This window comes from Streptomyces sp. NPDC026394 (genome assembly GCF_055567735.1).
In genome coordinates this window covers 282,456-304,352 of sequence record NZ_JBVHPX010000010.1, presented here as the reverse complement: position 1 = coordinate 304,352, position 21,897 = coordinate 282,456, and the positions used below count along the sequence as shown (strand labels likewise).

The 21,897-nt window shown below is 72.8% G+C and carries 17 protein-coding genes and 1 pseudogene; 13 read left to right on the top strand and 5 right to left on the bottom strand.

Annotation, left to right across the window (positions count from 1 at the left end; all coding sequences use genetic code 11):
* Nucleotides 1–12: 12 nt before the first annotated feature.
* The 3 genes and pseudogenes from ACZ4QV_RS24120 to ACZ4QV_RS24110 all read left to right on the top strand — a co-directional run.
* Nucleotides 13–657 (top strand): annotated as a pseudogene (locus ACZ4QV_RS24120) (AAA family ATPase); the annotation flags it as partial.
* 1,058 nt (nt 658–1,715) lie between these two features.
* Complete coding sequence (locus ACZ4QV_RS24115; protein ID WP_030021704.1) at nt 1,716–2,069, top strand: nucleotide pyrophosphohydrolase; 354 nt, start codon at nt 1,716–1,718, stop codon at nt 2,067–2,069.
* Between the two features lie 134 nt (nt 2,070–2,203).
* Nucleotides 2,204–2,659 (top strand): DUF6099 family protein, encoded by a 456-nt coding sequence (locus ACZ4QV_RS24110; RefSeq protein WP_361616339.1) that lies wholly within the window; start codon nt 2,204–2,206, stop codon nt 2,657–2,659.
* Between the two features lie 855 nt (nt 2,660–3,514).
* Here ACZ4QV_RS24110 and ACZ4QV_RS24105 read toward each other — a convergent pair.
* Nucleotides 3,515–4,231, bottom strand: a complete 717-nt coding sequence (locus tag ACZ4QV_RS24105) for a TetR/AcrR family transcriptional regulator (RefSeq protein WP_361151127.1) — start codon at nt 4,229–4,231, stop codon at nt 3,515–3,517.
* Nucleotides 4,232–4,403: 172 nt separating this feature from the next.
* On the opposite strand from ACZ4QV_RS24105, the gene ACZ4QV_RS24100 reads away from it, so the two are divergent.
* Nucleotides 4,404–5,600, top strand: a complete 1,197-nt coding sequence (locus ACZ4QV_RS24100; protein ID WP_361151130.1) for an FAD-dependent monooxygenase — start codon at nt 4,404–4,406, stop codon at nt 5,598–5,600.
* Between the two features lie 33 nt (nt 5,601–5,633).
* Here ACZ4QV_RS24100 and ACZ4QV_RS24095 read toward each other — a convergent pair whose 3' ends face one another.
* Nucleotides 5,634–6,074 carry a hypothetical protein gene (locus ACZ4QV_RS24095; protein WP_361151133.1) on the bottom strand — a complete coding sequence of 147 codons (441 nt, stop codon included), beginning with the start codon at nt 6,072–6,074 and terminating at the stop codon, nt 5,634–5,636.
* A 476-nt stretch (nt 6,075–6,550) separates the two neighbouring features.
* Nucleotides 6,551–7,033, bottom strand: a complete 483-nt coding sequence (locus ACZ4QV_RS24090) for a MarR family winged helix-turn-helix transcriptional regulator (RefSeq protein WP_361151136.1) — start codon at nt 7,031–7,033, stop codon at nt 6,551–6,553.
* Nucleotides 7,034–7,174: 141 nt separating this feature from the next.
* Here ACZ4QV_RS24090 and ACZ4QV_RS24085 point away from each other — a divergent pair, with 141 nt between their 5' ends.
* Nucleotides 7,175–7,732, top strand: coding sequence for a quercetin 2,3-dioxygenase (locus ACZ4QV_RS24085; RefSeq protein WP_361588873.1), 558 nt, complete (start codon nt 7,175–7,177; stop codon nt 7,730–7,732).
* 118 nt (nt 7,733–7,850) lie between these two features.
* Complete coding sequence (locus tag ACZ4QV_RS24080; protein WP_467763396.1) at nt 7,851–9,092, top strand: PP2C family protein-serine/threonine phosphatase; 1,242 nt, start codon at nt 7,851–7,853, stop codon at nt 9,090–9,092.
* Nucleotides 9,093–9,228: 136 nt separating this feature from the next.
* On the opposite strand, the gene ACZ4QV_RS24075 is transcribed toward ACZ4QV_RS24080, so the two are convergent.
* Complete coding sequence (locus tag ACZ4QV_RS24075; protein ID WP_361588879.1) at nt 9,229–10,152, bottom strand: LLM class F420-dependent oxidoreductase; 924 nt, start codon at nt 10,150–10,152, stop codon at nt 9,229–9,231.
* A 170-nt stretch (nt 10,153–10,322) separates the two neighbouring features.
* Between ACZ4QV_RS24075 and ACZ4QV_RS24070 the strand changes: the two genes are divergently transcribed.
* Together ACZ4QV_RS24070 and ACZ4QV_RS24065 are read left to right on the top strand one after the other, a co-directional pair.
* Nucleotides 10,323–11,864 (top strand): 3' terminal RNA ribose 2'-O-methyltransferase Hen1, encoded by a 1,542-nt coding sequence (locus ACZ4QV_RS24070; protein ID WP_467763395.1) that lies wholly within the window; start codon nt 10,323–10,325, stop codon nt 11,862–11,864.
* On the top strand, nt 11,861–14,464 hold the full coding sequence (locus ACZ4QV_RS24065; RefSeq protein WP_467763394.1) for a polynucleotide kinase-phosphatase: 2,604 nt from the start codon (nt 11,861–11,863) through the stop codon (nt 14,462–14,464). The genes ACZ4QV_RS24070 and ACZ4QV_RS24065 overlap by 4 nt, the downstream gene beginning before the upstream one ends.
* An 87-nt stretch (nt 14,465–14,551) precedes the next feature.
* Here ACZ4QV_RS24065 and ACZ4QV_RS24060 read toward each other — a convergent pair whose 3' ends face one another.
* Complete coding sequence (locus tag ACZ4QV_RS24060) at nt 14,552–15,103, bottom strand: hypothetical protein (protein WP_361588883.1); 552 nt, start codon at nt 15,101–15,103, stop codon at nt 14,552–14,554.
* Nucleotides 15,104–15,525: 422 nt separating this feature from the next.
* Here ACZ4QV_RS24060 and ACZ4QV_RS24055 point away from each other — a divergent pair, with 422 nt between their 5' ends.
* The 5 genes from ACZ4QV_RS24055 (at nt 15,526) to ACZ4QV_RS24035 (ending at nt 21,897) form a co-directional block, all read left to right on the top strand.
* Nucleotides 15,526–16,272 carry a Crp/Fnr family transcriptional regulator gene (locus ACZ4QV_RS24055; protein WP_467763393.1) on the top strand — a complete coding sequence of 249 codons (747 nt, stop codon included), beginning with the start codon at nt 15,526–15,528 and terminating at the stop codon, nt 16,270–16,272.
* Between the two features lie 66 nt (nt 16,273–16,338).
* On the top strand, nt 16,339–17,310 hold the full coding sequence (locus ACZ4QV_RS24050) for a nucleotidyl cyclase domain-containing protein (RefSeq protein WP_361151158.1): 972 nt from the start codon (nt 16,339–16,341) through the stop codon (nt 17,308–17,310).
* Nucleotides 17,307–19,616 carry a hypothetical protein gene (locus tag ACZ4QV_RS24045; RefSeq protein ID WP_467763392.1) on the top strand — a complete coding sequence of 770 codons (2,310 nt, stop codon included), beginning with the start codon at nt 17,307–17,309 and terminating at the stop codon, nt 19,614–19,616. The genes ACZ4QV_RS24050 and ACZ4QV_RS24045 overlap by 4 nt, the downstream gene beginning before the upstream one ends.
* Nucleotides 19,613–21,304, top strand: a complete 1,692-nt coding sequence (locus ACZ4QV_RS24040) for a hypothetical protein (RefSeq protein ID WP_467763391.1) — start codon at nt 19,613–19,615, stop codon at nt 21,302–21,304. The genes ACZ4QV_RS24045 and ACZ4QV_RS24040 overlap by 4 nt, the downstream gene beginning before the upstream one ends.
* Nucleotides 21,301–21,897: a Pycsar system effector family protein gene (locus ACZ4QV_RS24035; protein ID WP_361151167.1), complete on the top strand. Its 597-nt coding sequence runs from the start codon at nt 21,301–21,303 to the stop codon at nt 21,895–21,897. Before ACZ4QV_RS24040 ends, ACZ4QV_RS24035 begins: the two co-directional genes overlap by 4 nt.

The window sequence follows — 21,897 nt, the reverse complement described above, 5'->3', positions numbered from 1 at the left end:
TAGCGTCCTCGTATGGACACAGAAAGTGTGCGCCCGGCGGTCACCGAATTACGTCTGTCCGCCTTCAAGTCGCACCGTGGCGCGACCTTCCCGCTGGGCCCGTTGACCCTCCTGACCGGCGCGAGCGGCAGCGGGAAGTCCAGCGTGCTGCAGGCGTACGAGATCCTCGCGCGGCTCGGCAGCGGTGCCCGGCTCGGGCGGGCCGTGGCGGCGGCGCCGGGAGGCGCGGCCGGGTGCGTACCGGCCTGGGCGCGTCCCGACGGGCAGGGCAGACGCGGATTCCGCATCGGCTGCACGGTCGACGGCCCGGTCGGCCCGGTCCGGCTCGACGTCGCCGTACAGGCTGAGCCGGAACTGCGCATCGTCGGCGAACGACTGACGGGTGGTGGCGAGACCCTGCTGTCGACGGCCCTGACGGACCCTGCCCGGCGCGCGGTGCAGGCCGCCTGGTACACGGCCGGAGCGACACCCGTGACGCGCGCGCCGCTGCCCGACGACCGTCTGGGTACGGCGCTGCTGCCGTTACGGGTCGCGGGCAAGACGGCGGGGCAGCGGCTCGTGCTGGCGGCGGCGGAACAGGTGGTTGTGGCGCTGCGGTCGGTGTTCGCGTGCGATCCGCGGCCAGAAGTGATGCGCGGGGCGGGGCCGGGGAGCGGGTGCGGTGCGGGCGCGGCGGCGGGTACGGAGGCGGCGAGCGGACCGGGGCCCAGGGGGGCGACCAGATGCAGCTCCGGGAGCAGCGGGTACGGGACCGGGAGTGCGGCCGGCGCCGTGCCCGGAGCCCGCGCCGCCGGTGCCCGCGGTGCCGGCCGCGCAAGCCGCGAAAACGTCGGCGGCAGCTATGGCTCCCGTGCCGCCACCCCAGGACCGGTCGAGCCCGCCGGACCCGGACAGGGCGGGCCGGGTGGGCCGGGCGACCCGAGTGGGCCGCCGGACGGGCTGGGCGGTTCCATCGACCCGAGCGGCGCCGCTGAGCCCCGTGGAGTCCCAGGAAACCGTGGCACCACCGGGACTCGCGGCGCTGCCGGAACTCGTGGTGCCACTGGTTCCGGCAGCGCCTCCCGCCCTCCGTCCCGCGCCGGTTCATGCGCTGACGCGCGCACGGAGGGCGACCCGCCGGAAGGCTCTCCGGAAGCCTTCGCGGCCGCGTCCGGCGGTGCGGGGGTGGCGGACGACGGCGGCATGTTCGGCGGAAGCTGGGGATGGTCCGCCGGGGACGGGCGGCTGCGTACCGCCTGCGACAACCTACCCGCCGTACTGGGGCGGACGAGCAGGGAGTGCGCGCGGCGGCACGCGGTGCTGGTCGAGGCGGTGCGCGCCGGCTGCGTCGGGCCGGTCGCCGGTCTTCGGGCCGAACCGGTGGAACGCGGCGGCACGGTCGGCATACGGGCACTGGTCGAGCGCGGCGGGCTGCCGGCGACGCCGCTGGAGCAGCTCGGGGACGGCGAGCTGCGTTACGTCGCGCTCGCGCTGGTGCTCCTCACGGGCCCGGAGGTGCTGGCCATGGACCCGGCGGGCGAGGTGCTCGCCGCCCGCCAGGTGCTGGGGCTGATGGTGGACGGACTGGACCGGAGTCTCGACGGCCGGCAGGCGCGGGCGCTGCTGGAACTCGCCGTACGGATGGTCGGGCGCGGGCACGTCCGGCTGCTCGGGACGGTACGGGACGCGTCGGCCGCCGAAGGGCTGCCCGAGGTGCAGGTGCTACACCTAGGAGCATGAGTGAAGATCTCCATGCACTGCAGAAGCGGCTCGCCGAGTTCGCCGCGGCCCGCGACTGGAAGCAGTACCACACCCCCAAGAACCTGGCCGCGGCTCTCAGCGTCGAGGCCGCCGAACTCGTCGAGATTTTTCAGTGGTTGACACCGGAGGAGTCGGCACGGGTCATGAGCGACGCGACAGCCGCCGGGCGGGTCGAGGACGAGGTCGCCGACGTACTGGCGTACCTCCTGCAGTTCTGCGACGCCCTGGGCATCGATGTGCTGCAGGCGCTGGCCGCGAAGATCGAACGTAATGAGACACGATTTCCCGTGAAGGGGGCCGAACGAGCCAATCGTCACTCTATGGAGTGAAGGATCTTTCCACATCGTCTTGGTTGTCCACAGATTTGCGAATTCCTCTGGCCTTTTCGGCCTTTGAAGTTCACGCTGGGTAGTGGCAGGTAGGTGCGGCGAAGCTGACAGTGGTCTGAGGGAGGGGGTCGCGGATGGACGCGGTGCGCATCATCGCGGCCAGTCGGCGCGGTCTGGCGCAGGCGCAGACGGTCCAGGAGATCGTCGTCGAGGCGTGGCAGGCACAGGCATTGGCCGAGGCGGTGGGCAGCCATCTTGCGATATCCGGGCCGCACGAAGTGCGGTCCCGGGCGCGGGGATTGGGCGATGCGGGAGGGAGGACGAGCGCGGTACTGCTGATCTCCGCGCCGAGGATCGGTGGGCCACGGGCAGCCCAGCTCTCCGAAGTACGGGACACCCTGGCGGCCCTGCGAGGGCTGAACTGGCTGCTCGGCGAGGTGTGCGAGGCATTGGTGGGCGTGGTCTGCGCGGCGGACGAGGAGGGGATGTACTGGACCTGCGTGGAGGCGATGGACGTGGCCGACGAGTCCCGAGACCGGGTCACCGGCATACTCAAACACCTCGCCGTACGCTCCCCCGACACACCCTGACGGGCGCACGCACCGGCGCGAGCTACGAAGGGACCGACGCGAGCCGCCGGGCGCCGGCGGGAGCCGCTCCGGGCGTCCGTGGAAGCCGGCCCGGGGGTCGGCGGGGGCTGCTCCGGGCGTCCGCGGGAGCTGGTCCGGGTGCCGGCGGGGGCTGCTCATGGGTGCCGGTGGGGGCGCTCAGGGGTGTTGGCGGGAGTTGCTCCGGGTGCCGGCGGGAGGTGCTCAGGGGCGCCGGGGTGGGTGCTCCGGGTGTCGGCGGGAGTTGCTTCGCGGTGGCGGCGGGAGCTGCTCCGGGCGTCGGGGGAGCTGCTCCTGGGGAGCTGGGGCGGGTGTGTGCCGAGGGCGTGGGGTCCGGGGCGAGTGCGAGGTTGGTTGGGGCGTCGGCGGGGAGCTTGGCGCCTTGTGCCTGCCGCTTGTTTGCCTACGCTGCCGCCTGCCGCCTGCCCCCTGCCGTGTGTCGGATGCCCGCGCGCTTGCCTGGGAGCTGGATGGGGGCGACGGTGCGCGAGCTTGAGCGTGGGGAGTGCTTGAGTCTGTTGTCAGGTTGATGGGCGTGCAGTTCCTGCCTCGGGCTCCGGCCGGGAGCGGGAGCGGAAGTGGGGGTGGGGCCGGGGCGGGGGGAGGGGGGCCGCCCCATGCGGGGGCGCGATTTGGCCGGAGGTAGTTCCGGTCAGGCTGCCCTATGTGGGCGGCAGTTCGTCGGAGCTCAGAGCTGAGGGCTGAGGGGGCAGAGCTGAGGGCTGAGGGCTGACCTCTGAGAGGTCAGAGGCGGGGGGGAAGTCAGAGGCAAGACGTGGGAGGTCAGAGGGGAAGGAGGGGGCTGGGCCGGTGGGGGCGGTGTGGTGTGGGCGGGGGTTATCGGGTGCGTTGGTTGATGAGGGCAGCCAGGCCGTCCAGGATGCGCTGTAGGCCGAACTCCCATGCTTGATCTTGCCCGTCGGACTGGGCTGCTGAGGCGAGTGCCGAAGTGAGTGCGGGGAATTGGTCGCCGCGCGTCTGCATCAGGTCGGCGAGGATGGCTCCGAGCTGAGCCTCGGGGTTGCCCGCTGAGCCGGCCGCGCGGGCTTGCTGGGTGATGCCGCGTACGTGACCGACCAGCAGGACGGCCGCGTCCATCCGTTCGGCGCCGGTCAGTCCCGTACCGTCCAGTGCGTCGACGGCGCGCTCCAGCCAGGACAGCTCCCCGGGCCCCATGACCCGTGGCCCGATGGTGGCCTCCAGCGCCCAGGAGTGTCGGCGGAAGACGGCGAGCAACTGGCAGGCCCAGTCCTCCATCTGCTCCCGCCAGCCGGCACGTGCCCTCTTTGCCGCCGGGCAGGGGCCGATCGCGGCGTCGACCATCAGCGCGACCAGCTCGGCCTTGCCCGGCACGTAGCGGTACAGCGCCATCTTGGTGACGCCGAGTTGCGCGGCGACCCGCTGCATGGAGACATCGGACAGCCCGTCCGAGTCGGCGATCTGGATGCCGGCCTGGGCGATGCGATTCAGGTCGAGTGTCGGCCTCGGGCCCCGTGCGGGCTTGGGGTGCGGCCCCCACAGCAGTCGCACCGTCTCGGCGTGCTCGTTGCCCACGCTCCGCTCCCGCCCTGTCCGGTCGCACTCATTCGCGCACTCACGTACTCACGCACTCACGCACTCACGCACTCACGCACTCACGCACTCACGCACTCACGCACTTAACTGTGTCTATGGTACACAGTAGTAACAGTGTCCGCCGGACACGGTTTTTGCGGAAGAGGGGCCCATGAACAGGAACGTCCTCATATCCGGCGCGAGCGTGGCCGGTCCGGCGCTGGCCTACTGGCTGGGGCGCCACGGCTTCAACCCCACCGTCGTCGAACTGGCCCCGGCCCTGCGCGAGGGCGGGCAGGCCGTCGACTTCCGTGGCGAGACGCATCTGACGGTGCTGGAGCGCATGGGCCTGCTTCCTGAACTGCGCCGCATCCAGACCGGCGGCAGCCCGATGTGCTTCGTCGACGAAGACGGCCGAACGCTGCTGCGGCTGCCCGCCGAGTTCGCCGGCGGCGAGGTGGAGGTCCTGCGGGGAGACCTGGCCCGGGTGCTGTACGAGCGCAGTGCCCGGTACACCGAGTACCTCTTCGGCGACTCGATCAGCAGCCTCGACGAGACCCCCTCCGGCGTACGGGTCGACTTCCGCAGCGGCGCCTCACGCGACTTCGACCTGGTGATCGGAGCGGACGGGTTGCACTCCAACGTCCGCCGTCTCGCCTTCGGTCCGGAGGAGCGCTACGTCAGCCATCTTGGCTACTACGCCGCCACATGGCAGTTGCCCGATGGCGGCTGTCCGGGGCTCGAAAAGGGATCGGTCGGCTACAACGTGCCGGGGCGGCTCGCCTCCATCGGTGTGGACCACCAGGACGCGGCGCGGGCAGGGGCGTTCCTGGTCTTCGCCTCGCCGGCGTTGACGTACGACCGGCACGACCCCGAGCAGCAGAAGAAGTTGATCGGCGACGCCTTCTCCGGTCTCGGCTGGGAAGTGCCCCGCCTGCTCGCCTCCCTTCAGCAGGCGCCCGACCTGTACTTCGATTCGATCAGCCGGGCGGACGTGGACTCCTGGTCCACCGGGCGCGTATGCCTCGTCGGCGACGCCGCCTGCGGGGCCACCATCGGCGGTATGGGTACGGGAACCGCGATGGTCGCCGCTTACGTGCTGGCCGGCGAACTCGCGCGCGCTCAGGGCGAGTACCGGGCGGCCTTCACCCGGTACGAGAACAGACTCCGCAAGTACGCCAGGGGCTGCCAGGTGGGCGGCGACCGTACCGGAAAGTTCCTCGCCCCCGGCACCGCCATCGGCATACGCCTCCGCAATGCCCTGCTGTCCCGACGCCTGTTCCTGAACGGAATGCTCAAGCTGGGCGAGAAAGTCAGCAGCACCGTGGCTCTGCCCGACTATCCCGCCGCCTCCCGTACCCGCGGGTGACGGGTGTCGGGGTAGTGGATGGGGGTCAGGGGTTCAGCGCATGTCCACGGCGACGGAATTGTGGGTGGCGAAGGGGGCGTACCGGGTGTTGCCGTCGAAGCTGGTGTCATAACCCCCGGTCAGCAGTTTGACGGCGGATGCGAGGAACGGGGGGAGGCGGGATTTCTTGCACTCGGCGTAACCGTCGGTGTCCGTGATGGCCTCGCAGAGGAGAGCCTTTTCACCGGCCACGGTGAACTTGACCGGCAGACCCGCCACCGGTGTGCCGTCGAGTTCGCTGATCTTCGCCTTCAGGCCGCTGGTCTGGCGTGCCAGTACGTCGAACGACGCGTCATAGGCCCGTGCGTTGAGGCGCTTGAGGGGCGCGGGCCGGTCGTTGTGGTCGAGCGCGGACGCCACGGTGACGGTGAGGGCGCTGGCCAGGGTCAGTGCCGTGGTGGAGATCGCGGCTGCACGGGAGGTGGGACAGGGCACGTCATACCTCTTTCAGTAAGTCCTATCTCCGACTTACTGATCAACGTTCTGCGGCGCGGGAGGGGTGCGGGGGCGCCCGTTGTTGAGCCGAAAGGGTGAGGCGGGGGAATGCGGGAGATGGGGCGGGGAGCCCGGCTGACGTCGACTTCGGTGGCGGTCGCGCCAGATTGTGCAGGTGACGGGTGGGGGAGGGGTGGCGGGAAGGGCGGGGTCCGGGTGAGGAGAAGGGTGAGGAGAAGGTAGGGGGAGGGGTAGAGGTGGGGGTAGAGGTAGGAAGGATAGGGGCGTGTTATCGCACGATCCGATTGTCGTTTCGTGTGGGCCGTGGAATCGGTGGTTCGCGGAATCGGTGGGCTGTGCAACCGAGAGGGCGGCCTTTCCCGGCGCGGGGCCCGGGCGGGGAATGGGCGACCAGCGGCGGAAAACGCGGGGGATCGTGACCGCCCCGGTTCGCCCGGTTTCCCGGCTGTCTGTCGTCAGGTGGTCGGGGTCGGTCCCCAGGGGGTTTCCAGGGCTGCGCGGAGGGCATTGACCGCGTCGTGGCCGATGCGCTCGGCGAGTTGGCGTTCCAGGTCCTGGAGGAGGCGTTCGGCCTGGTGGTGTGCGCGCTCGCCCGCCGGGGTGCGGCGGATCAGCCGTTGCCGTGCGGAGGCGGGATCCGGTGCCTGCTCCAACAGCCCGGCCGACACCAGGCCGTGTACGGCTTGGTGTGCGGTCTGCCGGGTCACGCCCATGCGGCGGGCGAGTGCGGCGACCGTGGTGCCCTCCGCGTCCAGGACTGCGAAGAGCTGGACCTGGGTCGAGGTCACCGGAGGGCCGCCGGCCGCGTTCATGGCCGCCAGGAGGGCTTCCTCGAACCAGCGCCGGGCGTCGCCGAGCAGTTGGGGGAGGTTGCGGCGGGGAGAGGGCTGGGGCGAAGGCGCGGATGGCTGTGTGGATGGAGGCGTGGACGTGGGCATGGCCGGGCCTTGAGTGAGGGGAGGAAGGGGATGGGGGCGGTGGGACGGAAGGAGTTGCTTCCCGGACGGTCGAGGTGTCAGGGTACCTGACATGATGAACGTCAGGCTGCCTGACGTCGGGTGTCTCTTCCAGGAGGGTCCATGACCATCGAGTTCGCCACGCGCTACCGCCGGACCTCACGTATCCCGGCGGAACCGGGCCGGCCGTACTTCGTAGAGAAGGGCGAGGGGGACCGTGCCCACCTGTTCGGCGACCTGATCACCGTCTACGCCGGCGGTGAGCAGACCGGGAACGCCTTCAACTTCTTCACCGTCGAGGGCCCCAAGGGCGACCTCATCCCGGCCCATCTGCACACCGACACGTACGAGATCTTCTACGTCACTCAGGGCGCCGTCCGGCTGTTCGTCGAGGACACCGAGGGCGACCAGCAGGAGAAGCTGCTCACCCCCGGCGATTTCGGCTTCGTCCCCATGAACTGCCCGCACGCCTACCGCATGGAACGTCACCACAGCCAGGTCGTGGGCGTCGCCGCAGGTCCCGGCGGTACGTTCGAGCGGTTCTTCGAGAACCTCGGCGTCCCCACCGAGCAGCTCGGCCTGCCGCGGGAGCCGGTCGTCCCGGAGGCCGGCACATTCGAGACGGTTCCCGGGCAGTACGACGTGCGCTTCCTGCCGGGGCACGAGTGGCGTACGCGCTGAGGCGTACGGGGCGGCCGCAGGGGCCCGCGACCCGAGTGGGGGAACGACGGGCGCCGCCGGGTCGCCCGGACGGCGGGGGTTCGGGCGCGGTGCGAGACTGCGGTAGGAGGTGATCACGATGGCCGGCGAAGCCTTTGCGGATGCCTATCCGGGCGCCGAGGGCTACGGGATGCTCGAAGCGTTGCTGGAGCAAGCCCAGCGCGCGGCCCCCACGGACCTGCCCGACCTGGTGAACCGGCACGCCGCGGCCCTCGGCCTGCGGCACGTCGGCCTCTACCTGGTGGACATCCAGCAGCGGCAACTGTGCCCGATGGGTGTGGGGCAGCGTTCACTCTCCGTGGACGCCTCCCTCGCCGGATGGACGTACCGCACGCTGGCCATGCGGGTGGAGGACGTCGACGATCCGGAGGACGGCATCCGGGTCTGGCTGCCGCTGGTCGACGGGGTGGAGCGGCTGGGCGTACTGGAGGTACGCACCGACCTGCTGGACGGCGGGCGGATGCGCCGCTGCCGCGCTCTGGCCGCCCTGCTGGCCCCCGTCATCACCTCGAAACGGGCCTACAGCGACACGTTCGTACGGCAGGCGCGTACACAGCCGATGCAACTGCCCGCGGAAATGGTGCGCGCCTTCCTGCCGCCGCGCACGATCGGCAACGAGCAGGCGGTGTCCACGGCGGTGCTGGAACCCGCCTACGAGCTGGGCGGCGACGCGTTCGACCACTCCATGACGCAGGACACGCTGCACGCCGCCATCATCGACTCGATGGGCCACGACCTGGCCGCCGGCCTGGCCACGTCCGTCGCCCTGGCCGGCTGCCGCAGCGGCCGCCGGGCCGGCGCGGACCTGAGGGAGACGGTGGACACCGTCGACCAGGCGCTCTGCCAGTGGCTGCCCGACCGGTTCGCCACCGGCGTCTTCCTCCAGCTGGACCTCGCCGACGGCCGGCTGCGCTGGGTCAACGCCGGCCACCCGCCGCCGCTGCTCATCCGCCGCCACGCCGTCCTCGACCGGGCGCTGGAGCGGCCCGGCCAACTGCCGCTGGGCCTCCCCGCCGCGCTGAGCCCGGAGCCGCGCACCGTCCACGTCGCGGACCTGGAGCCCGGCGACCGGGTGCTGCTCTACACGGATGGTGTGACCGAGGCGCGGGACTCCAACGGCGCGCTGTTCGGGCTGGAACGGTTCACCGACACGATCATCCGGGCCACGGCCGGTGGCGAGCTGGCCTTCGAGACGCTGCGCCGCCTGATCCACTTCATCGTCGACGACCAGGGCAACGAGCTGCGGGACGATGCCACGCTGCTGCTCGTGGAGTGGCGCCCGGGGCCGTGGGGCCCGGGCGGGGAGGCGCCGGTGGTGTGAGGCCGGGCGGCGAGGCCGCGGTCGTACGGACCCCGCGGCCCCCGCACCCCGTCCCCGCACCACATCCCCACCCCCCGTCCCCGGGGACCTGCGCTCAGGCACCCCGCTCCCCAGCGCCCCGCTCAGGCACCCCCGCTCAAGCCACCTGCGGCATGACCTCGGAGGCGATCAGTTCCATTTGATCGAGGTCGGTCAGGTCGAGCATCTGGAGGTAGACGCGCTGCGAGCCGACGGCCGCGAAGCGGCCGAGGCGCTCGACGACCTCGGCGGGGGAGCCCGCCAGACCGTTGGCCTTCAACTCGTCGACCTCGCGGCCGATGGCGTCGGCCCGGCGCTTGACCTCCGCGTCGTTCCGGCCGACGCAGGCGACCAGGGCGTTGGAGTACACCAGGTCGTCGGCGTCGCGGCCGCGGTGCTCGGCTGCCGCCCGTACCCGCTTGAACTGCTGCTCGGTGTCGTCCACCGAGGCGAAGGGGATGTTGAACTCGTCCGCGTACTCGGCGGCGAGCGCGGGGGTGCGCTTCGCGCCGTGCCCGCCGATGAGGACCGGCACCTTCGGCTGCGCCGGCTTGGGCAGCGCGGGCGAGTCCGTCAACTGGTAGAACTTCCCGTCGAAAGCGAAGCGTTCGCCGGTGGGCGTCTTCCACAGTCCGGTGATGATCGCCAGTTGTTCCTCCAGCCGGCCGAACTTCTCCTTCGGGAAGGGGATGCCGTACGCCTTGTGCTCGTCCTCGTACCAGCCGGAGCCCAGGCCGAAGTCGATCCGGCCGCCCGACATCTGGTCGACCTGGGCGACCTGGATGGCCAGCACGCCGGGGAGACGGAAGGTCCCCGCGGTCATCAGGGTGCCGAGCCGGATGCTCTTGGTCTCCCGGGCCAGGCCGGCCAGGGTGATCCAGGCGTCCGTCGGGCCGGGCAGCCCGTCGGTGCTGCCCATGTGGAGGTAGTGGTCGGAACGGAAGAAGGCGCCGTAGTTCAAGTCCTCGGCGGCTCGCGCGACGCGGAGAAGGGTGTCGTAGGTGGCCCCCTGCTGGGGCTCGGTGAAGATCCGGAGTTCCATGCCGCCCATCTTGCCCTGCGGGTGCGGAGAGCCGGGAACAGGCACGGCAGCGTACGGGGGCGACCGGTGTGCCGAGGGGGCGGGACAGCGGCCGCCCCGCCGCCCATTTCTGTTCCCACCTGCAAAAACCGGTTCGTCAAACGGGTCGGTACCGGGCGATACTCGTACGCGTGTTCCTGACGATGACCACCACCGGAAGCGCTGAGCGCCCCGCGACCGATCTCGGATTCCTGCTGCACAAGCACCCCGGGAAGGCGCAGGCGTTCTCGACGGCGCACGGCACGGCCCATGTGTTCTACCCCGAAGCGGACGACAGCCGGTGCACGGCCGCGCTGCTTCTGGAGGTGGACCCGGTCGCGCTGGTGCGGCGCGCCCGGGGCAAGGGCCGGGGCGGCGCCCCCGACTCGGCGCTCGCACAGTACGTCAACGACCGCCCGTACGCGGCGTCCTCGCTGCTGGCCGTGGCCCTGAGCACGGTCTTCGCGAGCGCGATGAAGGGGCAGTGCAAGGCGCGCCCCGAGCTGCCCGCGCAGCCACTGCCGCTGCACATGGCGCTGCCCGCCGTGCCCGCGCGCGGCGGTGCCGACCTGGTGCGCCGGCTGTTCGAGCCGCTGGGGTGGACGGTACGGGCCGAGCCGGTGCCGCTGGACGAGACGTTCCCGGAGTGGGGCGACTCGCGGTACGTACGCCTCGGTCTGGAGGGCGAGCGTACGGTCGCCGACGCGCTGCGGCACCTGTACGTGCTGCTGCCGGTACTGGACGACGCCAAGCACTACTGGGTCTCGCCCGACGAGGTCGACAAGCTGCTGCGGGCCGGCGAGGGCTGGCTGGAGGACCACCCCGAGCAGAAGCTGATCGCCGGCCGCTACCTCGCCCGCCGCCGGACGCTGACCCGCGACGCGCTGGAGCGGCTGGAGCTGGCGCGGCTCGCCGAGGCGGACGACACCGCCGCCGAGGAGATCGACAACGCGGTGGAGGAGTCGGCCGACACCGAGGAGCGGCCGGTGCCGCTCGCCGTGCGGCGGCGGGAGGCGATCCTCGGCGTGCTGCGGGAGGCGAAGGCGGCACGGGTCCTGGACCTCGGGTGCGGGCCGGGGCAGTTGCTGGGCGAGCTGCTCAAGGAAGGGCAGTTCACCGACATCGTCGGCATGGACGTGTCGATGCGCGCGCTCCAGGAGGCGCGGCGCCGGCTGCGGCTGGACCGGATGCCCGAGCGGCAGTCCGAGCGGCTGCGGCTGGTGCAGGGTTCGCTGGCGTACACCGATGCCCGTCTCAAGGGGTACGACGCCGCCGTGCTGAGCGAGGTCGTCGAGCACGTGGACCCGTCGCGGCTGTCCGCGCTGGAGTACGCGGTGTTCGGCGCGGCCCGGCCGCGCACGGTCGTGGTGACCACGCCGAACGTCGAGTACAACGTGCGCTGGGAGTCGCTGCCCGCCGGGCACGTACGGCACGGCGACCACCGCTTCGAGTGGACGCGTACGGAGTTCCGGGCGTGGGCCCGGGAGGTCGCGGGGCGGCACGGGTACGAGGTGGAGTTCCGGCCGGTGGGACCGGAGGACCCCGAGGTCGGGCCGCCCACCCAGCTCGCGTACTTCCGCCAGGCGGCGCCGAACTCGGCCCGTACGCACGACACGCCAGCCACATCACCCAAACCAGCCACGTCCGCCGCTCCCACCCCCACCGATCCCCCCGCAAAGGAGGCCCAGGCATGACCGGTGCCACCCCCACCCCCACCCGCCGCCCCCTGGGCGTCCCCGACCTGTGCCTGGTGGTGCTCGTCGGCGCCACCGGCTCCGGCAAGTCCACTTTCGCCGCGCGTCACTTCAAGTCCACGGAGGTGCTCTCCTCGGACTTCTGCCGCGGGCTGGTCAGCGACGACGAGAACGACCAGAGCGCGAGCGGCGACGCCTTCGACGTCCTGCACTACATCGCGGCCAAGCGCCTCGCGGCCGGCCGGCGGACCGTCGTCGACGCCACGAACGTGCAGCCGGAGGCGCGCGCCCAGTGGGTGAAGCTGGCCCGGGAGCACGACGTGCTGCCGGTGGCCGTCGTCCTGGACCTGCCCGAGGAGGTGTGCGCCGAGCGCAACGCGGCGCGCGCCGACCGGGCCTCGATGCCGCGCCGCGTCATCCAGCGTCACCAGCGCGAACTCCGCCGCTCGCTACGGCACTTGGAGCGCGAGGGGTTCCGCAAGGTGCACCTGCTCAAGGGGGTGGAGCAGGTCGAGGCGGCGGAGATCGTCACCGAGCGGCGCTTCAACGACCTGCGGCACCTGACCGGACCGTTCGACATCGTCGGTGACGTCCACGGCTGCCGCTCCGAGCTGGAGACGCTGCTCGCACGGCTGGGGTACGAGGTCGAGCACGACGCGCTCGGCCGTGCCGTGGACGCCCGGCACCCGCAGGGCCGTACCGCGGTCTTCGTCGGCGACCTGGTGGACCGCGGCCCGGACAGTCCCGGCGTGCTGCGCCTGGTGATGGGCATGGTCGCCGTCGGGCACGCCCTGTGCGTACCGGGCAACCACGAGAACAAGCTCGGCCGCTACCTCAAGGGCCGCAAGGTGCGGCACAGTCACGGGCTCGCCGAGACCGTCGCGCAGCTGGAAGGGGAGGACGAGGCGTTCCGCGGTGAGGTCACCGCGTTCATCGAGGGCCTGGTCAGCCACTATGTGCTCGACGGCGGGGCGCTGGTGGTCTGCCACGCGGGACTGCCGGAGAAGTACCACGGCCGGACGTCCGGGCGGGTGCGGTCCTTCGCGCTGTACGGCGACACGACCGGCGAGACGGACGAGTTCGGGCTGCCGGTGCGCTACCCGTGGGCCGAGGAGTACCGGGGCCGCGCCGCCGTGGTCTACGGGCACACCCCGGCGCCGCGCGCGAGCTGGCTGAACAACACCATCTGCCTGGACACCGGCTGTGTCTTCGGCGGCCGGATGACGGCGCTGCGCTGGCCGGAGCGGGAACTGGTCGACGTACCGGCTGAGCGGGTCTGGTACGAGCCGGCCAAGCCGCTGGCCAGTGAGGCGCCGGGCGGGGCGGACGGGCGTCCGCTGGACCTGGGGGACGTCGCCGGGCGGCGGGTCGTGGAGACGCGCCACATGGGCCGGGTCGCGGTCAAGGAGGAGAACGCGGCGGCGGCGCTGGAAGTGATGAGCCGCTTCGCGGTCGACCCGCGGCTGCTGCCGTACCTGCCGCCGACGATGGCGCCCTGCGCGACGTCCAGGGAGGACGGTTACCTGGAGCACCCGGCAGAGGCGTTCGCGTCGTACCGTGCGGACGGCGTACGGCAGGTCGTGTGCGAGGAGAAGCACATGGGCTCGCGGGCCGTGGTCCTGGTGTGCCGGGACGAGGGGGCGGCGCGGGAACGGTTCGGCGCGGCGGCGGGCGTGAGCGGCGCGGTCTGCACGCGGACCGGGCGGCCGTTCTTCGACGACCCGGCCGCCACCGAGCAGGTGCTGAAGTCCGTACGGGAGGCCGTGGAGGGCGCGGGCCTGTGGGAGGAACTGGCGGACCCCGCCGCGGCCGGTTCCGGACACTGGCTGCTGCTGGACGCCGAGTTGCTGCCCTGGTCGCTGAAGGCGTCCGGGCTGCTGCGCGGTCAGTACGCGGCGGTCGGCGCGGCGTCCGGTGCCGCGTTCCCCGGGGCGCTGGACGCGCTGGAGGCGGCTGCCGCGCGGGGCGTGGAGGTGCCGGACCTGCTGGCGCGACAGCGCGAACGGGCGGTCGAAGCGGCCGCGTTCACCGAGGCGTACCGGCGCTACTGCTGGCCGGTCGACGGCCTGGACGGCGTACGGCTGGCACCGTTCCAGATCCTGGCCGCACCGGGCCGCAGCCTGGCCGCCGTACCGCACGACGAGCAGTTGGCGTGGCTGGACCGGCTCGTCGAGCACGACGGAACGGGACTGTTGCGTCGTACCGGCCGTCTGGTGGTCGACACGGAGGACGAGGCGTCGGTCGCGGCGGGCGTGCGGTGGTGGCTCGACCTGACCGCCGCGGGCGGCGAGGGCATGGTCGTCAAGCCGCTGGGCGCGCTGGTGCGCAAGGGCGACGGGCGGCTGGTGCAGCCGGGCGTCAAGTGCCGCGGCCGGGAGTACCTGCGGATCATCTACGGTCCGGAGTACACCCGCCCGGAGAACCTGGAACGGCTGCGCGTACGCCACCTGGGCCACAAGCGCTCCCTCGCGCTGCGCGAGTACGCCCTCGGCCTGGAGGCGCTGGACCGCCTGGCCGACGGCGAGCCGCTGTGGCGGGTGCACGAGGCGGTCTTCGCGGTACTGGCGCTGGAGTCGGAGCCGGTGGATCCGCGGCTGTAGCCGGTATCGGGTCCGGGGCCGGGGGCGGCAGCGGTCCGGGGCCCGTGCCGGTCCGGGGGCCCAGCGGCAAGGCCGTGCCCGCCCTCGTCACGGCCAGCCGCCGCTGTCACCACCGAGCCAGGCCCACGCCTGGTGGGAGTACTCAGCGGCGGCTGCTGCCGCGTCGCGGAGTTTCTTCGGGGCCGTGGCGCACTGGGCCGCTTCCTCAAGCGTGGCGTCCGCTTTCGCTACCGAGCCCGCCAGCCATGCGGCCACTTCCGCGATGTCCATGTCGTTCGCTCGCCACCGCAAGGTGAGCGAGCCTTCGCGCACCGCCGGCAGATCGCAGGCACGGGCGGCACTGCCGTACTTCTCGATCAGATGCTCTCCGAGGTATCCGGCGAGCACGGCACCGGCGCCGCCGCAGCACCGTGCAGCGCTCAGCAAGTTCTCCGCTCCCGGAGTCGCGCTCTCGCAGAGCCGGCCGCAGAGAGTGCTCACCACCGCGACGAGGCGCTGAGCGCAGGCCATCCGTACCGGCGCGGGCAGGCCGGCGGAGGCCGTCTTGCCCAGTGCGGCTTCGGCTGCCCGGACCTGTTGCCGGACCGATGCGGGCACCACCTCGTCGAGTCGCCCGTCCATCGTGTGTCCGCCCTCCACGGCGAGCGCTCCCCCCTCGGAGCGCCGTGCGCAGTCGGAGAGTGACGGCCCGGCGTGTGGCGCGTCAAGTGGCCGCCCCGGTTCCCAGGGGTGCGGCGAGCCATGATCGCATCCGGGCCGAGTGAGGCACACGTGTTCGGGGATGTCAAATCCCTTGTATGTTGCGGCAGTTGGGGTCTGAGAAAGCGTTGACGGGGCCCGATCACGACCCTAACCTTCTGTAACTCAACCGAGCGCAGCTCGATCAATTTGCGCAAGAACCCCGCCTGTAACGAAAGAAATTCAGAGACGAGCCCATTTCTCGGCCAGGCTGAGGAACCGGGCCGGGGCCCTGGGGCGACCAGATGCACAGAGGCGGCACGCCCGCCGTGCCGACGGGTGCCGGGGCCGGGGTGAGCGAGACCAGCGGGGGGAGGAGGCGGATGAGTCTCTTCGAGGACGGCAGGCCCTTCTTTACGGCGCTGCCGGCACAGGACCGGCGGGCGCTGCTCGCGCTCGGCCGGGGCCGGAGTTATGCGCCGGGCGAGGTCGTCCTCAGGGAGAACGACACCAGCACCTTCGTGGTGGCGATCGTCAACGGCTGGGCCAGTGTCTCCCTGGAGACGGAGCGCGGCGTGCGACTCATCCTCGCGCTGCGCGGCAGCGGCGAGGTCGTCGGTGACCAGGCCGCCGTCGACCACCGGCCGCGCAGCGCCACCGTCACCGCGCTCGGCCCGGTGGACGGGGTCGTCGTCCCCGGCGACCGGTTCCGCGGCTATCTGGCGGCGCGGCCCGTGGCGACCGTACTGATCATGCGGCAGTTCAGTTCCCGGCTGCGCAGCTCGGACGGCGAACGGCGGTCCCTGGCCTCGGAGAAGGTGCTGCAACGGCTCGCCGCGCGGCTGACCGAACTGGCCGAGCGCACCGGAACCCCCGGATCGGGCGGCGTGGACGTCGACCTGCCGCTGCCGCAGCACGACCTGGCCGCGGCCGTCGGCTCCACCCGCGAAGCGGTGGCCAAGGCGCTGCGCCTGCTGCGTGAGCAGGGCGTCGTGCAGACCGGCCCCCGGCGGCTGGCCGTGCTCGACCTCGCGCTGCTGCGGCTGCTCGCCGAGGGGCGCGCGGTCGGCGGCCGTACGCCGGCCGGCCCCGTCCCCATACGTCCCGAGCAATCCCCGCCGGCTGTGTAAACGGCTACAGCCCCGCCTTCCCGCCCCGGCCATGCTGCTTCATGTCGGCACGAACCTGGAGGTCCAGTGAGCACGGAAGCCTTGCACCGACTCGTCGTCAACGGAGATGTCTGCGGATCCGGACTGCTCGGCTGGCGGGCGAAGCTGCGGATGCGCGAGGCGATGTACGAGGTCTTCGAGGCCGGGTTCACCGCCGCCGGGATCACCGAGGGGGCCTACCACATGGAGGACCGCGGCGACGGCGTACTGGTCGCGCTGGCCCCCGACGTCCCGTCCGCGCAGTTGGTGGGGCCCTGGCTCGAAGGCGTCTACCAGAAGCTGCGCCAGGTCAACGAAGGGCGTCTGGAGCCGCTGCGGATGCGTGTGGCCATGCACGCGGGCCCGGTCGCCCAGGACACCAAGGGGCTGGCCGGGCGCGCCGTGGACCTCACCTGCCGGCTGTGCGACAGCGAGACCGCCCGCGGCGTCATGCGGCTGGCCGAACGGTCGCCGCTGCTCTTCGTCGTGTCCGGCTCGCTCTACGACGACGTCGTGACGGAAGGCGGCACCTGCATCGAGCCCGAGCACTACCGCCGGGCGCGGGTGTCGGAGAAGGAGACGGACGTCGAGGCGTGGTTCCACGTCCCCCGGCTGCCGTTCCCGCCCCTACCGGCGCAGACGTCGCACGAGGCACCGCCGTCACCGGGGGTGCCGGCGCGGGACCGGCCGTGCGCGACGGGGGTGCGCGCGGTCCAGGACCCGCCGCCGGAGCAGGGCGGCGGGGCGGGGCATGGGGGTACGGTCCCGCCGCCCGTTTCCGGCCCGAAGGGGGCGGGGGCAGCCGTCGGTACGGCTCCGGCGCCCGCCCCGTACGCGAACAAGTACACCTTCGAGTACGTAGGCGGCGACCAGCAGACCTTCCGGGACAACACCATCCGGACCAACGGGGACTTCGTCGCCATCAACAAGGCCCCCGCCCCGCCCCGTACGCCCGCCCCCGAACCGCCCGCCGACGACGCCCCGCACACCGGAGCCGCACCGGAAGGCGGCGACAGGTGACCGATGGGGACGAGGGGGCGCCGCCGGCCGGTGAGCGGCCCCCGCCGCAGCCCGACGGCCGGCCGGGCGGCCGGGACGACGACGCGCGGGCGGCCAGGGACGGCCGGGCGGCCGACGGTGACGGGCCGCCCGAGGAGAAGCCGCGCCTGGACGCCCCCAAGGGCAGCCCGCTGGGCGGCGCGGGAGAGGCGGGCGGTGCCCGTACCGCCCGTGAGGCCCGCACCAGCCTGCACATCGAGGGCGACGGCCAGGTCTTCGACGGCAACACCTTCTACCAGACGCAGGTCCGGATCGGCACCGACGACGTGTTCGTCGACGGGCCGGTGCCGGCCGAGGAACTGGAGCGCCTGGAGCGGGTCTACTGCCCGCCCCCCGGCTACGACGCGATGGAGATCCGGCTGCGGCGCACTCACCTGCTGGCACTCTGCGGCGAGCACGGCACCGGCCGTACCTCCACGGGACTCGCCCTCCTCCGGGACGTCGCCACCGAGGTGTCCCGCCTGGACCCCGCCACCGCGCTCGACAGCGTCGGCCAGGAGAAGTTCGCGACCGGCCGCGGTTACCTGCTCGAACTGCCCGCCGAGGACGCCGGCGCGGTACCGGCCGCTTCCGGGGGCAGCGGCCGGGGCGCCGGCCACGGCCCGGGGAAGGACGCCGGACCACAACCTTCCGACCTGCACCTGGACCGGCTCAGTGCGCTGCTCGCCCGGCGCGGGGCGTACGGCGTCCTGGTCGTGGGCGCCGGTGACTTCGCCGACCGCCTGGTGCGCGGCCGCTACGGCGCGCAGTGCACGCCCCCGCCCGCCGGCGACGTACTGGAACAGCATGTGAAGGACCAGCTCTCCGACGTCGGTCCGGAGCTGTGCCGACTGGCCCTGGACGTCGCCGAGCGCCCCGACGTGAAACAGGCGCTGGGCCTGGACGCCCTGCGGCCGGGCGAGGCGGCGCGGCTGGCCGACCACCTCGCGGCGTACGCCAGGGGCGAGGCCGACGACGCCCAACTGCTCGCCCAGTGCGCCACGTTCGCCCCACGCCAGGCGCGCGAGTGGCTCGCCGGGGCCGACCGTCCCGGCACCCTGCCCGAGGCGCTGCCCGCCCTGCGCGCCGCGGCCCTGCGGCTCTCGCTCGCGGCCTTCAACGGCTCCGCCGAGAGCCTGGTGACCGAGGCGGCCGAACTGCTCGCCTGGGAGCTGGCGGTCACCCTCGACCCCCAGTACGCACCGGGCCGCCCGCTGTTCACCGCGAAGACCGAGGCCCGGCTGGCCGCCGCGCGCGCCGTACCGGAGCAGGTCGTCGAGGATCTGGGCGACGCCGCCCTTCCCGTACGGGCGATGCGCTTCCAGGGGCGCAAGCTGGCCACCGCCGTCCTGTACGAGGCCTGGGACGGTTACCACAACGTCCGCGGCCCGCTGACCCGCTGGCTGCGCTCCCTGTGCGACGATCAGCGCCCCCAGATGTGGGTGCGCGCCGCGGTGGCCGCGGGCACGCTGTGCGCACGGGACTACCTGTACGGCCTCTCCGAACTGCTGCTGCCGCTCGCCCGCGCCGACCGCCCGGTGCAGCAGATGGCCGCGGCCACCGCGCTGGCCGAGACGTCCCGCGACCCGCAGGTGCGGCCCGCCGTACGCGGCCTGCTGCGCGAATGGGCACGCGGCGACGACCGGTCCGCCTGCGAGACCGCGGCGTTCACGCACGGCTACGGCATGGCGGCGGGCTCGGTCGCCGAGTCCCTGGACGAACTGGCGCGCATCGGCTGCCGGGAGGACGGCGGCAAGCCGGCCGACGCCGCCTCGTACAGCGTGGTGCGGCTGCTGGCCGGGTCCGAACCCGAGGTGGTGCTCAGGCGGCTGGCTCGCTGGCTCGGCGACCCTCGGCAGAACCGGCAGAACCTCGCGCTGATGGTGGTGCTGCGCGCGCTGTCCACCCGGACCTCCCACCTGTGGGGGCTCCGGGGCGACAGTCCCGTCCAGGAGTCCTACGGCTCCTGGCCGCTGGCGGCGGCCCTGGTCGCGGCCCACCCCGACCGGGCGCCGTGGCTGGCGGACCTGGTGCACAGCACGTTGAACACGGCGCGGGCGGGCGTCGCGGCACAGGAGCAGTTGGGCGGCTGGATGCGGCGGGCGGCCAAGGACCCGCGGCAGCTCGACGTGCTGTGCGGGTTCCTGCCGCGACTGGTGGAGGGGCGGCGCGACCGGGACCGGTTGCTGCTGCTGGTCGCCCGGCTGGAGCGGGACAGTGACGAACCGCTCGCCCCCCGGGCGGCCGCGCGGATGCGGGCGGTGCTGGAAGGAGAGGGACGACGATGACGCAAGACGGCCGGAACGGCGCGCGGCACGGCCACGGGCAGGGTCCGGGGCCCGGTGCGGCCGGGGGGCACGGCCAGGGGCCCGGAGGGGCGGTGCCGGGGCCGCTGGTGCAGGAGTACGAGTCGTCCGGCCGGTTCCGGCGGCCCAGTGTGCAGGTGGCCGCGGTGCTCATGTACGAGAACGGCGGCCACAGCGTGGTGTGGCCGGACCACCGTGAGGACGTCAACAAGCCGCTCTTCAGGGGCTCGTTCAAGGTGATGGAGGTGCGGGTCGGCCGCCATCTGACCGAGTTCCGCACCGAACTGCCCGCGGCCGGCGACGCGGAGTCCTTCCGCGCGGAGGTGCAGGTGCGCTGGCGCGTCGTGGACGCGTACGCGGCGGTCCGCGCCAACGTCTGGGACCTGGCCCAGTACTTCTCGCCGGTCCTGCTCCGGGGGCTGCGCGGGGTGACCAGGCGCTACCGCATCAGCGAGGCGGAACGGGCCGACCGGGCGGTGGAGAACGAACTGGCGGACCTGCGCCTCGGCCACGAACTCGGCCTGGAGACCGAGGTGTTCGTACGGATCGACCTGAGTGAACGCGGGATCAGCGCGGAGCGGCAGCGCACCGAGATCGACCACGAGGGCGACCTCGCGCGCCGGCAGCACGTGGAGGCACTGAGGAAGGAACGGCAGGAACAGGAATTGATCCGGATGAGGGCCGCCGAGCTGCAGGAGATGCTCAGTGGCGGCGACGACCGGCAGCTCGCGTACTTCATGGCGCGCGACTCCGCCCACGAGTGGGACATCCAGCAGGCGTTCCGCCGGGAGCGCCGGGAGGAACGGGTCCTGTCGATCGACACGGTGTTCCGCCTCGTCGACGGCGGCCTGATCGAGCGCCACGATCTCAACGACCAGACCCTGGCCGCCATCGACCTCATGCGGTCGTCGACGCGCGGCCTGGTGGGACGTGCGGCCGACACCTTCCTGGAGCAGCCGCCGCAGCGGCGCGCGCTGGAGAGCGGCGGGCCCCGCGGCGAACAGGAGCGGGTCCGCGGACGACAGCGGATGGACTGGGCGCACGAGCCCGATCCGGACGCCGGACCGGACTTCGAAGCGGGCCCCGGGCCCGACTCCGGACGGGATGTCGGACGGGACTCCGGACAGTACTCGGGACGGAGCCCCGGACGGGACTCCGGACGGGACTTCGGACGGGGCTCCGAGCCGGAACGGGACCGTGATTCGGGCCCCGGACCCGGCCGGGAGGCGGCGTACGACAGGCACGAGCCGAGGCGGCGCGGCCGTCCGGACGGTGACGCGTACGGCGGCGACGGGCGTCACGACGACGGCTACGGCGGCGACGGGCAGGGCGGCGTCGGGCAGGACGGCGGGCAGGCCGACGACCGGTACGGCGACCGCCACGGCGAGCCGTACGAGGACAGGCCGTATGAGGACGAGCCGTACGAGACGGACGACCGCGGCCGCGTCTACGAGCCCGACCGCGTCCAGTCGGCCGCCGAGCGCGACGACTACCGCACAGGCCGGCACGGGGACTTCCCCGACGACCGGTACGGGGAGCGGTACGACGGCCGGTACGACGGCCGCCGGGACGACCGGCGCGACGAACGGGACGACGACCACCGCGACGACGACCGGGAACGCCCCGCGCCGCGCCGCGGCCGCGGCGAAGGTCTGGATTGGGGAAAATGATGGCCACCAGCGCTCCGCCCGCGCCCACCCGGGGCACCGGCCGCGGCCCCGACCCCGGCCCCTGCCGCTGTTCCAGGGCCTGCCCCTGTACCGGCACCACCGCGGCCCCCGCCCCGGCCCCCGGCACCGGCAGCGACTTCGTCGCCGAACGCCTGCTGAAGGTCGTACGGGAAGAGATCAACCGCGCCGACACCAAGGCGTCCGTCATGATGACCGGCGCCACCGCGGCGCTGGTCCTGCTCCTCGGCCGCGACGGGCAGCTCCCGGCGATGCCCGCCACCCGCGCCGCCCTGCTGCTCGCCGGGGCCGCGCTGTGGACCCTGGGCATAGCCATGTTCGTGGTGGCGGTGCTGCCCCGCACCCGTACCGCGGCCGACGGTCACCTGACCTTCTTCCCGCAGCTTACCGGCGGGGCCACCGCCGAAGTCCTGCTGCCCCGGGTGGCCCTCGCGGGCCGGGACACCGGGCAGTGGGCCGTCGAGCAGGCGTGCGCGCTCGGCCGCATCCTCGGCGCCAAGTACCGCTGGCTGCGCTGGGGAGTCGGCTGCCTGGCGGCCGGCGGCTGCTGCGCCCTGACCGGAGGGCTGTGGTGA

Bases quoted from the DNA above. Each gene is read 5' to 3' on its own strand.
- ACZ4QV_RS24055 (WP_467763393.1), top strand. From the start codon at position 15,526: ATGAGTCTCTTCGAGGACGGCAGGCCCTTCTTTACGGCGCTGCCGGCA.
- ACZ4QV_RS24110 (WP_361616339.1), top strand. From the start codon at position 2,204: ATGGACGCGGTGCGCATCATCGCGGCCAGTCGGCGCGGTCTGGCGCAG.
- ACZ4QV_RS24115 (WP_030021704.1), top strand. From the start codon at position 1,716: ATGAGTGAAGATCTCCATGCACTGCAGAAGCGGCTCGCCGAGTTCGCC.
- ACZ4QV_RS24080 (WP_467763396.1), top strand. From the start codon at position 7,851: ATGGCCGGCGAAGCCTTTGCGGATGCCTATCCGGGCGCCGAGGGCTAC.
- ACZ4QV_RS24035 (WP_361151167.1), top strand. From the start codon at position 21,301: ATGATGGCCACCAGCGCTCCGCCCGCGCCCACCCGGGGCACCGGCCGC.
- ACZ4QV_RS24100 (WP_361151130.1), top strand. From the start codon at position 4,404: ATGAACAGGAACGTCCTCATATCCGGCGCGAGCGTGGCCGGTCCGGCG.
- ACZ4QV_RS24065 (WP_467763394.1), top strand. From the start codon at position 11,861: ATGACCGGTGCCACCCCCACCCCCACCCGCCGCCCCCTGGGCGTCCCC.
- ACZ4QV_RS24040 (WP_467763391.1), top strand. From the start codon at position 19,613: ATGACGCAAGACGGCCGGAACGGCGCGCGGCACGGCCACGGGCAGGGT.
- ACZ4QV_RS24085 (WP_361588873.1), top strand. From the start codon at position 7,175: ATGACCATCGAGTTCGCCACGCGCTACCGCCGGACCTCACGTATCCCG.
- ACZ4QV_RS24090 (WP_361151136.1), bottom strand. From the start codon at position 7,033: ATGCCCACGTCCACGCCTCCATCCACACAGCCATCCGCGCCTTCGCCC.
- ACZ4QV_RS24075 (WP_361588879.1), bottom strand. From the start codon at position 10,152: ATGGAACTCCGGATCTTCACCGAGCCCCAGCAGGGGGCCACCTACGAC.